Genomic DNA, 13,683 nt, shown 5'->3' with positions numbered 1-13,683 from the left:
GTAGAGGGTTTAGAAAATCTGAGAGCTGCTCGAGGCCGGAGCGTTAGAAGGCAACCATAGCGAAATCGTCGGTCCAAGTCCGAGCGACGCAGACTTAGAGCTCGTCCCTGATAGTGCATATGGTGGAGCCTAGGGGGATCGAACCCCTGACCTCTTGGCTGCCAGCCAAGCGCTCTCCCAGCTGAGCTAAGGCCCCATCATCTAAAATGCAACGTGCGCTAGTATACCAAGCTTTATCGCCAGGTCAAATCATCCTCCCGTATGGCCCGCTGGCTGAAACAATCGGCTCAAGTAATCGGTCACTCTGACTGTTTGAGCATAGCGACGCTTGGTCCCTCAATCCCTGATTGGTGGATGACCTCTCCCCTTCTTAGTTTTGCGATGGAGACAAACTCCGACGAGATCATCCCCAGAAGAATTAGACCGGCCCCGAGGATTCCAATGCTGGTGAAAGTGTCACCAGCGAACCACCCGAAAAGACCCCCCAGTGCGGGTTCACAGATAAGGATAAGGGCCGTTCTGGCAGGTGAAATATGTCTCTGGGCGTATGTTTGCACTGCGAACGCCACAGCGGAGGCCAGAATGCCTGTAAACAGGATCGCTACCCAAACGGATGTACCACTAGGAATGGAAAGAGGATCGACAGCAAGGGCTAGCACGGAACAGATAGCGGCAGTGGTTACCAGTTGTACGAGAGTTAGTGGTGCTACCTCGTGCCGCCTCCCAAGACCACCTAGAACAATCATGTGACCGGAGTACGCGAAGGCTGAGAGCAGCACACGAGTGTCCCCTGAACCCCACTGCCCCGTACCGCCTCCTGACAAGAGCCACAACCCGCCGACAGCGAGTAAGGCTCCAACAATGACCATGAAGCCTGGAATCCTTCGGAGAATGAGGGCTTGCAGTATTGGGGTAATTATCACGAACATCCCAGTGATGAACGCGGCTCTGCTAGCAGTGGTCTGCTCTAGGCCCCATGTCTGGAAAATGAATCCCAAGCAGAGGAATATACCCGCAAGAACCCCAACCCCCAAGGTATCACGCCGCAATGTAGTGATAGCTTTGGGGAATATCAGCGCAAAGACTGCGACGGCAATCCAAAATCTCCAACTGAGGAACGAAAAGGTCGGGTATGTCGCAATGGCATCTTTGACAATGACAAAGGTGCCGGCCCAAATAGCGGCCACGGCTACCAATCCGATGGTTGGGACGATTCGAGGGTGAGTAAGTGTCACTGATCGATTTGCTCGGGAACCGCGTTGCTTTGGGGAACCTCAACTCTTTCTGCGTCGCCCCACAACTTCTCGAGACGATAGAATTCGCGCTCATCCGGCTGGAAGATATGAACAACGACCTCGGCGAAGTCCAAGAGGATCCATCGCCCTTCGGCTTCGCCCTCTCTGCCGATGGGCTTCATGCGCACCTCGGTGAGCAGGGCCTTCTCGATTTCCTCGGCGATCACTTTGACCTGTCGATCATTGCGGCCAGTGCAGATGACGAAGTAGTCGGTGATCACGAGCTGCTCGGCAACGCGCATCACTACGATATCTTCTGCCTTCTTTTCGCCTGCAGCTTGTGCAGCGAGTACGGCTATCTCTCTTGTGTCCAGTTGTAGCTCCTATTCTTTGGGACCGAGGCGCAAAGCTATTCGGTAATCGAACATTATGGAGTCGATTCTGTGGGCGGATTGTAGTCCTGACCGATGATGATAATCACATCTGCGATACGCTGATCGGCCCTCTGGTCGACAACCTGTCCGACACCAAGGACGGAAGCGATCTCCTCTCCTGCCGTTAGCGGGCCGGACTGTACGATTATCTTCGTAAGCTCGTAGTCGAATCGATCTGCGTTCTTGGTGTCGATGACACGGAACCCCTCGCGGATGAGTTGCTGCGCCGCCTCCCCGCCAATACCCGGGAGGCCAGCACCATTGTAGATGATGACTCTGGTAGGAGCATCTTCCTCGGTGAAGGCGACTCCCCACCAGGTCTGGACTAGATCTGCAATCTCGTCTCTCTGAGGCTCGAAGTAAGTGTCTTGCCCAAGTGTGATCGGCTTGACGGGCATCGGGACCACGGCGACGTTCTCAGTCGGGGTTGCCTCGAAAGTGGAAAGGAGTGCACCCAGCGCCTGTTCGTCGAAATTCTCTTCCTTGATTGCCCCCACAGCACCCGAGAAGGATTGATCACGAACGATGGATTGGTACGTGCCTTCGTCAACGGTGATGTAGTACATGAAAGGCACGCCGAAAAAGTTCGAGAAGGCGTCAAGGGTGACATCGGAGCCTGTATCCCACGAAGCCGCCACTTTGTCGAAGCCTACACCTGGGATCTCTATGAAAGTTGCATCTGGGATAGCAATCGCATATATCGATTCCCTTGGGTGGTCAATCCTGACTGCCAGAAATCCGATTGCGACACCGGATTGGTCTTTTGCCACGACGAGGATGTTGTCGCGAGCCTTGTCCTGGCGCGACTCGGGAGTTTGGGCGGTGCCCGCCGCATGAATCGCCAGCTGTCGAGCTGCAGCATTAATGCCGACCGCAACCACCCACAAGGCCCCGATCGCAAACACTGCGACGAGCGCAATTACGGCGGAAGCACTGATGAGGCCGGTTACCCGACGCTTGGCGGCTGTCGTAGCTGCGCTTATGCTGCGACGAACACGGTGATTTCGAATCGCTGTTCTTGCTTTCTTATTGTTTCCGGTCGCTCGCCTAGAAGTGCGCCATCCGGAGGGCATGGTGGGTTCGGTGTGGGATTCTGTTGAGCGGCGCACCTTCCGATTTCTTCGGCTATTGTTCATGAGCGTATGACTCCGCCGAAATCCGATCCACAATGCTGTTCCACGAGTCTACAGTCACAGGATGCAGGTGTTGTTTGCGCTCAATGAGCTCGAAGAATGTTGCAGCGTACGCCGAAGAATACAGTTCGAAAAGAGTCCCCCTGCCGACCGATTCACGCAGGCGTTGGGCGCGCTGGCATCGTCGGCCAGGTTCGATCATGTCTGCTACGTAGACGATCATGTCAGCATCTGTCATCTCTGGTGATCCCAAAGTGTGCGCTTGAATAGAACGCAAAACGTCCTCGCCAATCCAAGGAAAGGTGGCCCGCAACTCCACCACGCCTACCTGAGCGTGCAGCAGATGTGGGGCCATCAGGTCCACAGCGTCTACGGGAATGCCGCACTCCTTTGCACGCGCTAGAAGCGTCGTGTCATCGACGGCCCTGGACCAATCATGCAAAAGTCCTGCAAGCATCACTGGCTCTGGATCAACCCCGTAAACAAGTGCAAGATCCTTTGCGCAGCTCGATGTGCCTGCGCAGTGAGCGTAGATGCCTGCTGGCATGTGCCCCTGCGCGATTTCTCGCACTGTCTGCCAGTCCACTCCGGTCATTTCAGTATACCCTCTGATAGAGTCCGTATTTGTGGATGTAGGCTACGACAGGCTCAGGAGTCAGGTAACGTATCGGCCTGCGGGAACCTACTCGTTCGCGGATATCAGTTGAGCTGATGGCCAAGGCCGGTACCTCGATAAACTCAACCGACAGGTGGGCTAATGACTCCGCATGCTCCTCGATAGCCGCACTGATGTCATATCCGGGCCTGGTCGCCGATATGAAGGTACACAGACCCCGGAATCGATCTGCATCCTTCCAAGTTGCTATCTCCCAGACTGCATCGGCTCCAGTAATGAAGTAGATCTCGACTTTAGGCCCGAATGAATCTTTCAGAGCCAGGATGGTATCGATGGTGTACGTGAGCCCAGCCCGATCGATCTCAAGTCTCGAAACGTCGAAGTCAGGATTGGCGGAGGTCGCTATGACGGTCATGAGGTAGCGATGCTCCGCCGAGGTCACGCTGACTTCGGTTTTGCGAGCAGGACTACCCGTGGGCATGAAGATTACTTTGTCGAGGTTGTACTGTACCAAAGCTTCGTCGGCGGTCACCAGGTGCCCAAAGTGTATCGGATCGAAAGTGCCGCCCATTATGCCCAGGCGCATCGGCTTTCTCACTGTCTTATCTGCCCGCTGCCATAGCCCACGTACTTAGCAGAGGTCAGGGCTGCAAGACCCATCGGACCTCTGGCATGGAGCTTCTGGGTTGATATCCCGATCTCCGCCCCAAGCCCGAATTCTCCCCCATCAGTGAACCTCGTTGAGGCATTGACGTACACGGCGGCTGCATCCACCTCGCTCACGAACCGTTGGGCTGCAGCATAGTCCTCAGTAACGATGGCTTCAGAGTGTCGAGTGCCGTAGGTGTTGATGTGGGAGATGGCCTCCCCCAGTCCAGACACCACCTTAACCGACAGCTTCAAGTCTAGGTATTCAGTTCCCCAGTCAGCCTCTGATGCTGGCTCTATCCGCATGACTGCACCCAGCGCACGCGATTGCTCATCGGCAAATATCGTGACGCCGTGCTCTTCGAGCTCCTTTAGGATCGGCGGGAGAACCGCTTTATAGCAGGACTCATCGACTAGCAGGGATTCGGCTGCATTACATACTCCAGGCCTCTGGACCTTTGCATTCAGGACAATTCTTTTGGCCATCTCGGCATCAGCGGTTCCGTGAATGTAGATGTGGCAATTTCCGGTTCCCGTCTCAATTACAGGAATCTGGGAGTTCTCCACTACGCTACGTATGAGACCAGCGCCACCACGTGGTATCAGCACGTCGATGTAATCATGCAAAGTCATCAGCTCTTCGGCGGCTTCTCTCTCCACCGACTCGATGGACGAAATGGCGCCCTGAGGCAAACCGAGGGCCATTGCTGCATTGGCAAGAATCTTGGTTAGCGCCATGTTGGAGTTGTGCGCAAGAGAACCGCCACGCAAAATGACCGCGTTGCCAGTCTTGATGCATAATCCAGCTGCGTCGGCGGTGACGTTGGGGCGGGCCTCGTAGATCATCGCCACGACACCGAGAGGCACTCTGAGCTTGACCAAGCGAATTCCATTGGGAAGCGTGCTGCCCTCCAGAACCTCACCAATCGGGTCTGGCAAAAGAGACAGGGCTTTGAGCGATTCGGATACGGACTTTAGGCGAACGGCATTGAGCTCGAGCCGGTCCAGCAGTGCTGGCGGCGTACCCTTGATCCGGGCGGCGTCGAGATCAAGCGCATTGGCGGCCAGGATCTCGTCTTGGTTGTGGGTCAGAGCGTGGGCCATGCCTAGCAAGGCATGGTTTCTAAGTTCCGACGATGTGGTTGCCAGGAAACGTGCGGCCTTTTGCGCCTGTATCGCCTGTGCGGTGATCTCCGACATTCTGCTTGGTTCCTTCCTCGACGGCTGTGCTACTGTCAGAAAACTACCAGATGATCCCTGTGTACGACTTCTTTTCCGGCAACCGATGGTCGTGCATGGAGTATCTCGGCTGACTTCAAACCCTTGACCGCATCGAGATCCACCGACGACATTCGAGTCAACCCTTGGGCGAGCAAGTTGCCTAGGCTGTCCTTCAATATTACCGTATCCCCTACCGAGAAACTTCCCTCAATGCTCACAACCCCAGCCGGTAGGAGCGATGATCCCTTGCCAACTATCGCCTGTCGGGCTCCGTCATCGATGATGATGGCTCCTGAAGGGGAGCCGGCCATAGCGATCCAGAGCTTGCGTGCACTGATCGTTTCCCCATCCGCTGCGAACCGCGTTCCTACTGCCTCGCCTTGAGCAGCCGCAACGATGACTCCGGGCCTGCGGCCATCGCACACCACCAGGGGTATACCCGCTCGCATGAGTAACTTCGCGGCCTTGACCTTGGTCGCCATTCCTCCGGAACCGATTGAGGTTCCTGCCCCTCCCGCACACTCAAGTACAGAATCAGTGATCTCATCGACATCAGTGAGTAATTCCGCCTCCGAATCAGTGCGTGGATCGGATGTGTACAATCCCTCTATGTCAGTGAGGAACAGGACCAGCTCGGCCTTGATCATGACGGCTACTAGAGCGGCAAGTGTGTCATTGTCGCCGAAGCGGATCTCCTCGACAGCGATCGAATCGTTCTCGTTGACTACGGGAACAACCCCCAGGGAGATGAGTCGGTCGAACGTGTTCTTGGCATTCAGGTATGAAGGCCTATGCGCTGTATCCCGGCGGGTCAGAAGAATCTGCCCGATCGGCATGTCGTAGGACTCGAACATATCGGAGTATTGTTGAAGGATGCGCACCTGACCGATGCTGGCGGCCGCCTGCAAAGAGGGCATATCTGAGGGCCGGGAATCCAGGCCGAGCGCCTCTATGCCGGCGGCAATCGCACCGCTCGAGACCAGCACCGGACTCCATCCAGATCCTACTAACGATGCGAGTGCATCAACTAGGGTCCGGATGTAGTCGACATCCAATCCTCCTGTGGGCGAGGTCAATGTCGATGAGCCTACCTTGATTACGATCCGCCTAGTCTCAGTCACTCACATCGCCCCCGATGTCCGAGAATTCGAACACAGCCCCAGCGATGTAGATCTCATCTCCCTCAACGGCTCCGGCCTCTTTGAGGGCCGCCTCAACACCCGCTTTGACAAGTCGTCTTTGCAGGAAGGCAAGAGCTTCGGCGTTGTTGAGTTCCGTCATGATGACCATGCGTTCGATGCCTTTACCCTCGACACGGAATCCTTCGTTCTCTCGGCGCACTTGGTACCTATAGTCAGTATTGGGTTCGAAGACATATCTAGCCTGCGATTCCGCCGTCAACTCGATAGAAGCTGTACGAATCTGATGAATTCGCTCACCCAAATGCAATATCAGGGACTCTATACCGCTGCCGGTGAGAGCCGATATCTCGAAATACCGAACGTCTCTTTGTTCGGCGAGTCGGCGTAGAGCTTCGGCCCTTGAAGCAGTTTCAGGCATGTCGGCCTTATTCCCGATCAAGATGTAGGGGCGCTCCGACAGCTCCGGACAGTGCGCAGCAAGCTCGTTTTCAATTATCCGGACGTCATCGATTGGATCACGGTCCTCATAGCCACCCGTTAGGTCGACTACATGAAGCAGAAAGGCAGCGCGCTCCACATGCCGTAGAAATTTGTGACCTAGGCCCTTTCCGTCACTGGCGCCCTCAATCAATCCGGGGACATCGGCAACCACGAAAGAATGGTCTCCGGCGCTGACAACGCCAAGGTTCGGGACAATTGTAGTGAAGGGGTAGTCAGCGATTTTGGGCCTAGCAGCACTCATCTTGGAGATGATGGAGGACTTCCCGACATTGGGTAATCCGATTAGGGCCGCATCCGCCATGAGCTTGAGCTCTAGCTCAATCCATCTCTCTTCACCTGGTTCACCAAGCTCCGCAAAAGCGGGTGCCCGCTTGGTCGGAGTGACGAAGCATGTGTTGCCTCTGCCACCTTTCCCACCTCGGGCGACCACTATTCGACTTCCATGTACTGCCAAGTCTTTGACGAGTTCACCGGAGGCAACGTCCCTTACTACCGTACCGACCGGAACCCTAAGGACCAGATCATCGCCGGACGCTCCATCCAGGTTAGAGCCCTTACCGTGTCGTCCGCGGGTAGCTTTGTGATGACGGCGAAAGTGATACTCGAGCAGAGTGGTGATGGCGGCATCGGCTTGGACGATTACGTCGCCTCCCATTCCTCCATCGCCACCGTCTGGCCCGCCCTTAGGGACATGGGCCTCTCGGCGAAAAGAGCAGCAACCCGCACCCCCATTCCCGGCGGTCACCTGGATCTTTACCTGGTCGACGAACATGTTATCTGGCAACTCACTCAACCTTTCGCAAGAAACAAAGGAGGCCCCCCGTTTGAAAGATGGCGGAGGGCCCCTGGTCCTTCATCGATTATCGGTTCTTATGTCTATCCCGCAACAGGGTCGATATGAACTCGACGCTTGAGGCCGCGGGAGAAGCGAACGACGCCGTCTGTCCTTGCGAAAAGCGTGTCATCACTGCCACGCCCGACGTTTTCGCCTGGATGGATACGGGTTCCACGCTGGCGTACGAGAATCGATCCAGCCGTGACCACCTGCCCGTCGAAACGCTTGACACCGAGGCGCTTCGCCTTGGAGTCACGACCATTCTTCGTGCTTCCCATTCCCTTTTTATGTGCCATGGATTCTCAGCCTACTTTCAATAATTCGACAGACCAATGCTTGAATGGTTGCTTTATCAGCCAGAGGCCTTCTTCGAGTGCACGCCGCAGAAGTCCGATCCGTCCTTCGCCTTGTTCGAGCAAGGTTCGCCGCTGGACTTTTGGGCCTTACATGGAGCAGGAGTGGTAGCGTCTACCGACGCAGTTTCAACCGCAACGGACACGACCTCTGTGGGCGACTCGGAAACCTTCTCGACCTTGGCCTTCGCCTTTGGCTTCGATGCTGGCGCCCCTATACTGATGTCAGTAATGAGGAGACGCGACTGAAGCTGCCTATGGCCCTTGAGGCGCTTATACCCTTTGCGCTTCTTGAACTTGAATACGACTACTTTGTCACCGGCGAAGTGCTCGATGACCTGAGCTGTGACGGTTGCCGAGGACAGCGCCTGCGCTCCAGTACAAATGCTCTCGCCGTCAACGGCGAACAATACCTCTAGGTCGACGGCCTCTCCAACAGGTGCGTCAATCTTCTCGACGACAACCTGGGCGCCTTCGGTGACCTTGACTTGCTTCCCACCAGTAGAAACTACAGCATACATACTTGTAGGCCTTTCTTATTAGCTAAATGCACAAGAGGTGATGGTACCAGCCGAGATCGAAGTAGTCAAACAGAAGCTGCTCACAATCTTGGAGGAATTCACGCATCACGTCGACTCCCCTCGAGCAGGATCTTGACGTCCACTGGCCCACAGGATTCATCGGGTACAACTGTAACATAGCGACCCGTAGTCGACCGCATTCTTGGGACAAGGTTGGTGCCAGGTGCCATCAGCATTCGATATGTCTCGGGATTTACAGCGACCAGATACGCGGTGGCCTTGCCTTGGCGGATAGCGGATTTGATCGCTCTTTCGACGGAGATGCGTCGGGTTAGCGTCGAGGGGATCCTTCCTCGGCCATCACAGCACGAACACTGCTCGGTGAGGGAGGTATTGGCCCCCTCTGAAAAGGGCCTTCGAGTGACCTCGAGTAAGCCGAATCTGCTGAGTTCTCCAATCTTGTGGCGAGCCCGATCCCGCTCCATCGCTTCGGCGAACCTTCGGACGATTTCATTACGGTGGTAGGATTCGCCCATATCGATGAAATCGATTACCACGATTCCACCTATGTCGCGCAGCCTCAATTGACGGGCGATCTCCAATGTCGCCTCGGAGTTGGTCTGGAAGACGGTTTCTTCAAGATCATGTCTGCCAACGAATTTGCCGGTGTTCACGTCAATGACAGTGAGTGCCTCAGTGTGGTCTATGCAAATGTACCCTCCGCTCGGAAGATCGATAGATCTAGCAAGCATATTCTGGAGTTCAAATTCGATACCGAACGATTCGAACAGAGTTCGACGACCGTCCTTGTGTAGGTGTACCTTGCCGATAGGCTTGGAGGATGATCTTTTGAGGAATGAGACGACTTTTGCATGTACCGACTTGTCATCTACCACAAGCCTCTTGAAGTCGTCGCTGAAGACGTCGCGAACCAACCTGAGTGCGAGATCGATTTCTGTGTAGATGACCTCAGGCGCCAGTCCTTCTTCTGCCTGACGACTGACCCGTTTCCACAGCCTGAGCAAGAACTCAAGGTCAGAGAGAATATCCTTCTCGCTGATGTCTTGAGCGGCAGTTCTGATGATTGCCCCAACATCCGCAGAAAGATGCGGAGCGATAACCTCTTGGAGTCGAGCACACTCTTCCTTGTCAAGCTTCTTCGAGACGCCGATGGTGGCCGCGAATGGAGTCAGAACGAGGAATCGCCCAGGAAAGGTGATCTCTGCAGTAACGCGACAGCCTTTGGTACCAATCGGGTCTTTCGTGACCTGGACCATGATCGGCTGGTCTAACCTGAGCAGCGATTGAATCTCACGCTTTGCCCCAACGGTGCCAATCAGTTGTGCAGGGATGTCGTCAACGTGAAGAAAGGCATTCTTCTCCAAGCCTATATCGATGAAAGCGGATTGCATCCCTGGCAGCACATCACGCACCAGCCCGAGATAAACATTCCCTACCACCGAGCGCTTGGGTCTTTCGAAGTAGACCTCGGCAAGTGATCCGTTTTCAAGAATGGCGACGCGGGACTCGAGCGCGTCGTATGAGATCAACATCTCGCGAACTATTTCCCCCATGTCAGGGCACTCCTGTCAAATTGGGCGCTTTAGCAGACCTGACTTCGATTCAACCAGGGTATCTAAGCGCATCACCGATTTGACGGCGGCAGAGCGATCGTGACGATGTAGGGCTTCAGCTATCAGAGCCTCGGGCCTCAATGAACCTGCGGACCCCATACGAATCGAGAGTCCGACAGAAACCGAGTCCTGCGAATCTTGCCTGACTACGGCCTCCTTCGGGAGGCATGTCATCAGGTCGTAAACCTTTGTCCTGCCTTTTTGCTTGATAGTGACGCTACCCTCATCGATAAGTTCGTCTAGCGCCGTACGGACCAGCTCCTCTGTTGCTCCACCTCCAGTCACAAGAACCTCGTATACGCCGATAGTGCATTGAGCCGAAAGCGAAGAGTCCTTCATGTGGACATACTTAGCCTCCGATGGACTCAATTCTTCAGCCAAGCTGGATTGTACGACATCCAGGGCAGTGTCGGTGGGTACATATCGCCGAAGCCATACATCCACATACTCGCGCATCCCGCCTGTGCCCACAGGCAATGCCGGACCAAAAGCAAGCTTCATCCTTGGGTTGTAGCCCTGGGTCAAGCTGAACTCGATGCCGGATCGCCGGATTCCACGTTCAATTGCATGGGCATACTCCAAATGCGACAAGAACCTAAGCCTGTTTCTCTTGCCGCAACAGAGTCGAAGACGAAATTCACCGGAGGCCATCGCGGCTCCCCGCCAATAAGATCGACCAGCCGGGACGATTCGATGAACAAACCCCGCAGCCTGTGCAACTTACGAAAGAGCAATCTGCAGTGGTGGTTGCCTCACCGCAGCGCATCCACTCAGCCCACAGATAGTCGTCACTTACTCCGGATGAAATATGGGCCCACGGCAAGAGTTCGTCTTTTTCGAAATTCAGCTGCGCTGAAGCATCCAAGGAGGTCCCATGGTGCTCAAAAGCCTCGACCCAGGGCGTCAGTGTGAATCGCTCGCTCCAAGTGTCGAAGAGTGACCCGTTGGCCCATGCGCGCTCAATGACTTTAGACATCCCGGCATCGCCACGAGCTAATGCGGCCTCGAGAGTCGAGACATCGGCGTCGTGCCAAGATAGATCTACGCCCTTTCTGGGCATCGCTTCCCTCAGGACTTGTTGTCTGCGAACGATCTCCGAACGAGATATTTGGCCGATCCACTGGAATGGAGTATGAGCCTTGCTCACGAGTACCGAGACCGAGACCGCGATGATGATGGATCCTCGCTGCTGTGGTGGAGTCGAAGCACGTGCCTTGGCAAGCACCTTTGCCACCAGTTCCCCGATTCCGACAATGTCATCATCGGTCTCGAAGGGCAGACCGATCATGAAGTACAGCTTGACCCGCCGCTTCCCGCCGAGAAAAGCTCGCTCCACTGCCTCGAGGAGGGAGTGTTCCGTGACGTTCTTGTTGATGACATCACGCATACGCTGTGTGCCGGCCTCCGGAGCCAGAGTCAGTCCCGTCGATCTGCCCGATGTGGCCGTGAGAAGGGATTGTCTAACCGCATCTGCATCAGCTCGCAGGCTGGGCAAGGAGATTGACGTGCCCGAGTCTTTGAAGATGCGTATCAGCCGTCTGATTATCTGGTCAATCTGTGAGTGGTCCGTAGTGGAGAGAGAGGTGAGTGAGACTTCATCGTATCCGGTGCATCGAATAGCTTCTGCGACTTCTCTAACTATCGAGTCCTGATCCCGCTCTCTTACCGGGCGATAAACCATGCCGGCTTGGCAAAAGCGACATCCTCTAGTGCAACCGCGCATGACCTCTACAGTAACGCGATCGTGCACTGCATCCATGTACGGAACAATCCTGCAACCCGAGGAGCGCGGAAATTCCTCCACGGGTGCAATTCGTTTACGGATTCGTGGGCCGTCATCAGATGCCGGTTCTCGATGAGAGGATCCTGCTCCCGCCGACTGCCGTCGTGGGCTGTGGATGCCGGGTACATAGACTCCCGGGATTCCAGCAAGCATCACAAGAATGGTCTGGCGGGAAGCTTTCTCGGACAAAGCGGCTCTATGTGCCGCTATTAGCTCTCCTATGGCTTCCTCGGCTTCGCCAATCACGAAGGCGTCGAAGAACTCGGCCATCGGTTCAGGGTTATACGCACATGGGCCGCCGCCGATGACAATCGGGTGCCGAGCCCCGCGCTCAGCTGCCCTTAGCGGGATGCGCGCAAGGTCGAGGATCTCGAGGATGTTGGTATAGGTCAACTCGTACTGCAGTGTGATGCCGATCAGGTCGAAATCGATGAGCGGCTTGAATGACTCTAGCGAAAACAACGGAATATCGGCTGCTCGCATAGCCTGGATCATATCCACCCATGGCAAATAGGCGCGTTCGGCTACACAATCTGGGAGTGAGTTGATCCGTTCGTACAAGATGGCCAGCGCCTGGTTCGCAATCCCGATTTCATAGACGTCCGGGTACACGAGAGCACATCTATAGTCAGCATCCGGATGATGGACCGCACCGAATTCCGAATCGATGTAGCGTGACGGTCTTTCAACATTAGCAAGTAACGGCTGAATCCTAGATTCCAGGTCACTCACCGGAATTTGGCCCCTTAGCAGGACCGGCGGTGCGAGTCAATATCTCATCGACTCGGCGACTTACGCTCGGATTGTCGCTCGTGCCTTCGAAGTAGCGAATAGCGGCGTACCCTATAGCCAACGTGCCCGCATACGCAATGCCACTCTTCATGGCCCATCCAAGTGCGGGAATCAAACCAACGACCTGTCTGGCAGCTGCACGCATCACTACTGCGCCACCAAGGACACCAAGGATCTCTCTGACCCTTGCTAGTCCGATGTCCTCACCATATGTCGCAGCGATTTGCAATACCATTTTGGCCTGATTAGCGGTCATCACCGGCATGTCGGCGCCCGGGATGATCACCACGCCGCCGACAATAGCATTCTGGACCGCAGTACTACGGATGTACTCCGTTGCAACGGCCCTCCGAGCGAAGGGTAGATTGTGAGCGAGCACCAGCCTCTTGGCTGGTAGCGCGTCTGAGAGCCACCCGGCGAGCTCTTGGTCGAACAGCGCAGCTGGGTCGTCACCCAGAACAAGGATATCGCTATCGATTCCCTGGACATCTTTGGTGGTCACAAGACAGGTGGCAGAATCCGAGAGGCGGACATGTGGAATCCCCCTTGATTGGGCAGCCCCTAGTAGGGATTGCATTTCTTCGGACCCGGATCCAACAATTGCGACAAGGGCGTCAGCCTGAGAATGAAGGACAGGCAACTGGCCAGGTTCAACTACTTGAATCACCACCTGCGCCGACGCCGTCGGGACGAAGAGTCTTTGTGCCTCACTAATGAGTATGTCTGCGGCATCGTAATCGATCGCGACCTGGAGAGTCAGATCCCTCCTGCGCTCCCTTTGAAGGTCGAGACCGCTTCGCGAAACATCAAGAATCTTACCGGGCAATCCCATGAA

The 13,683-nt window shown here is 55.4% G+C and carries 14 protein-coding genes and 1 tRNA gene; all 15 read right to left on the bottom strand.

Translation table 11 applies throughout. From position 1 onward, the window contains the following. Positions 1 to 120: 120 nt before the first annotated feature. Positions 121 to 196: transfer RNA gene (locus tag M1617_08455), tRNA-Ala, on the bottom strand. A gap of 103 nt (positions 197 to 299) precedes the next feature. Next, entirely contained in the window at positions 300 to 1,235 is a 936-nt protein-coding gene (locus M1617_08450) for a DMT family transporter (GenBank protein ID MCL5888295.1), read from the bottom strand. Then, on the bottom strand, positions 1,232 to 1,537 hold the full coding sequence (gene rsfS, locus M1617_08445) for a ribosome silencing factor (protein MCL5888294.1): 306 nt from the start codon (positions 1,535 to 1,537) through the stop codon (positions 1,232 to 1,234). Before rsfS ends, M1617_08450 begins: the two co-directional genes overlap by 4 nt. A 125-nt stretch (positions 1,538 to 1,662) precedes the next feature. After that, positions 1,663 to 2,778: an LCP family protein gene (locus M1617_08440; GenBank protein ID MCL5888293.1), complete on the bottom strand. Its 1,116-nt coding sequence runs from the start codon at positions 2,776 to 2,778 to the stop codon at positions 1,663 to 1,665. A 16-nt stretch (positions 2,779 to 2,794) separates the two neighbouring features. Next, positions 2,795 to 3,397: a bis(5'-nucleosyl)-tetraphosphatase (symmetrical) YqeK gene (gene yqeK / locus M1617_08435; GenBank protein MCL5888292.1), complete on the bottom strand. Its 603-nt coding sequence runs from the start codon at positions 3,395 to 3,397 to the stop codon at positions 2,795 to 2,797. 1 nt (position 3,398) lies between these two features. Beyond that, positions 3,399 to 4,016, bottom strand: a complete 618-nt coding sequence (nadD, locus tag M1617_08430) for a nicotinate-nucleotide adenylyltransferase (GenBank protein MCL5888291.1) — start codon at positions 4,014 to 4,016, stop codon at positions 3,399 to 3,401. Beyond that, positions 4,013 to 5,266 (bottom strand): glutamate-5-semialdehyde dehydrogenase, encoded by a 1,254-nt coding sequence (locus M1617_08425; protein MCL5888290.1) that lies wholly within the window; start codon positions 5,264 to 5,266, stop codon positions 4,013 to 4,015. The genes nadD and M1617_08425 overlap by 4 nt, the downstream gene beginning before the upstream one ends. 35 nt (positions 5,267 to 5,301) lie before the next feature. Next, positions 5,302 to 6,408, bottom strand: coding sequence for a glutamate 5-kinase (proB, locus tag M1617_08420; protein MCL5888289.1), 1,107 nt, complete (start codon positions 6,406 to 6,408; stop codon positions 5,302 to 5,304). Further along, the gene (gene obgE / locus M1617_08415) at positions 6,401 to 7,714 is read right to left on the bottom strand and encodes a GTPase ObgE (protein MCL5888288.1); all 1,314 of its coding nucleotides are present in this window, start codon (positions 7,712 to 7,714) and stop codon (positions 6,401 to 6,403) included. The genes proB and obgE overlap by 8 nt, the downstream gene beginning before the upstream one ends. A gap of 92 nt (positions 7,715 to 7,806) precedes the next feature. Next, positions 7,807 to 8,061, bottom strand: a complete 255-nt coding sequence (gene rpmA, locus M1617_08410; protein ID MCL5888287.1) for a 50S ribosomal protein L27 — start codon at positions 8,059 to 8,061, stop codon at positions 7,807 to 7,809. A gap of 56 nt (positions 8,062 to 8,117) precedes the next feature. Further along, a complete protein-coding gene (gene rplU / locus M1617_08405; protein MCL5888286.1) occupies positions 8,118 to 8,639 on the bottom strand; it encodes a 50S ribosomal protein L21 in 522 nt (173 codons plus the stop codon). Between the two features lie 98 nt (positions 8,640 to 8,737). Further along, the gene (locus M1617_08400; protein ID MCL5888285.1) at positions 8,738 to 10,213 is read right to left on the bottom strand and encodes an Rne/Rng family ribonuclease; all 1,476 of its coding nucleotides are present in this window, start codon (positions 10,211 to 10,213) and stop codon (positions 8,738 to 8,740) included. Between the two features lie 15 nt (positions 10,214 to 10,228). Then, complete coding sequence (locus M1617_08395; protein ID MCL5888284.1) at positions 10,229 to 10,924, bottom strand: TIGR03936 family radical SAM-associated protein; 696 nt, start codon at positions 10,922 to 10,924, stop codon at positions 10,229 to 10,231. Beyond that, complete coding sequence (locus M1617_08390; protein MCL5888283.1) at positions 10,911 to 12,788, bottom strand: TIGR03960 family B12-binding radical SAM protein; 1,878 nt, start codon at positions 12,786 to 12,788, stop codon at positions 10,911 to 10,913. Before M1617_08390 ends, M1617_08395 begins: the two co-directional genes overlap by 14 nt. Further along, on the bottom strand, positions 12,781 to 13,680 hold the full coding sequence (locus tag M1617_08385) for a hypothetical protein (GenBank protein ID MCL5888282.1): 900 nt from the start codon (positions 13,678 to 13,680) through the stop codon (positions 12,781 to 12,783). Before M1617_08385 ends, M1617_08390 begins: the two co-directional genes overlap by 8 nt. Positions 13,681 to 13,683 lie beyond the last annotated feature (3 nt).

Source organism: Actinomycetota bacterium, assembly GCA_023488435.1.
Taxonomy (GTDB): Bacteria; Actinomycetota; Coriobacteriia; order Anaerosomatales; family UBA912; genus UBA912.
The sequence above is the reverse complement of the archived record's forward strand: the minus strand, read 5'-3'. Positions and strand labels throughout refer to the sequence as shown.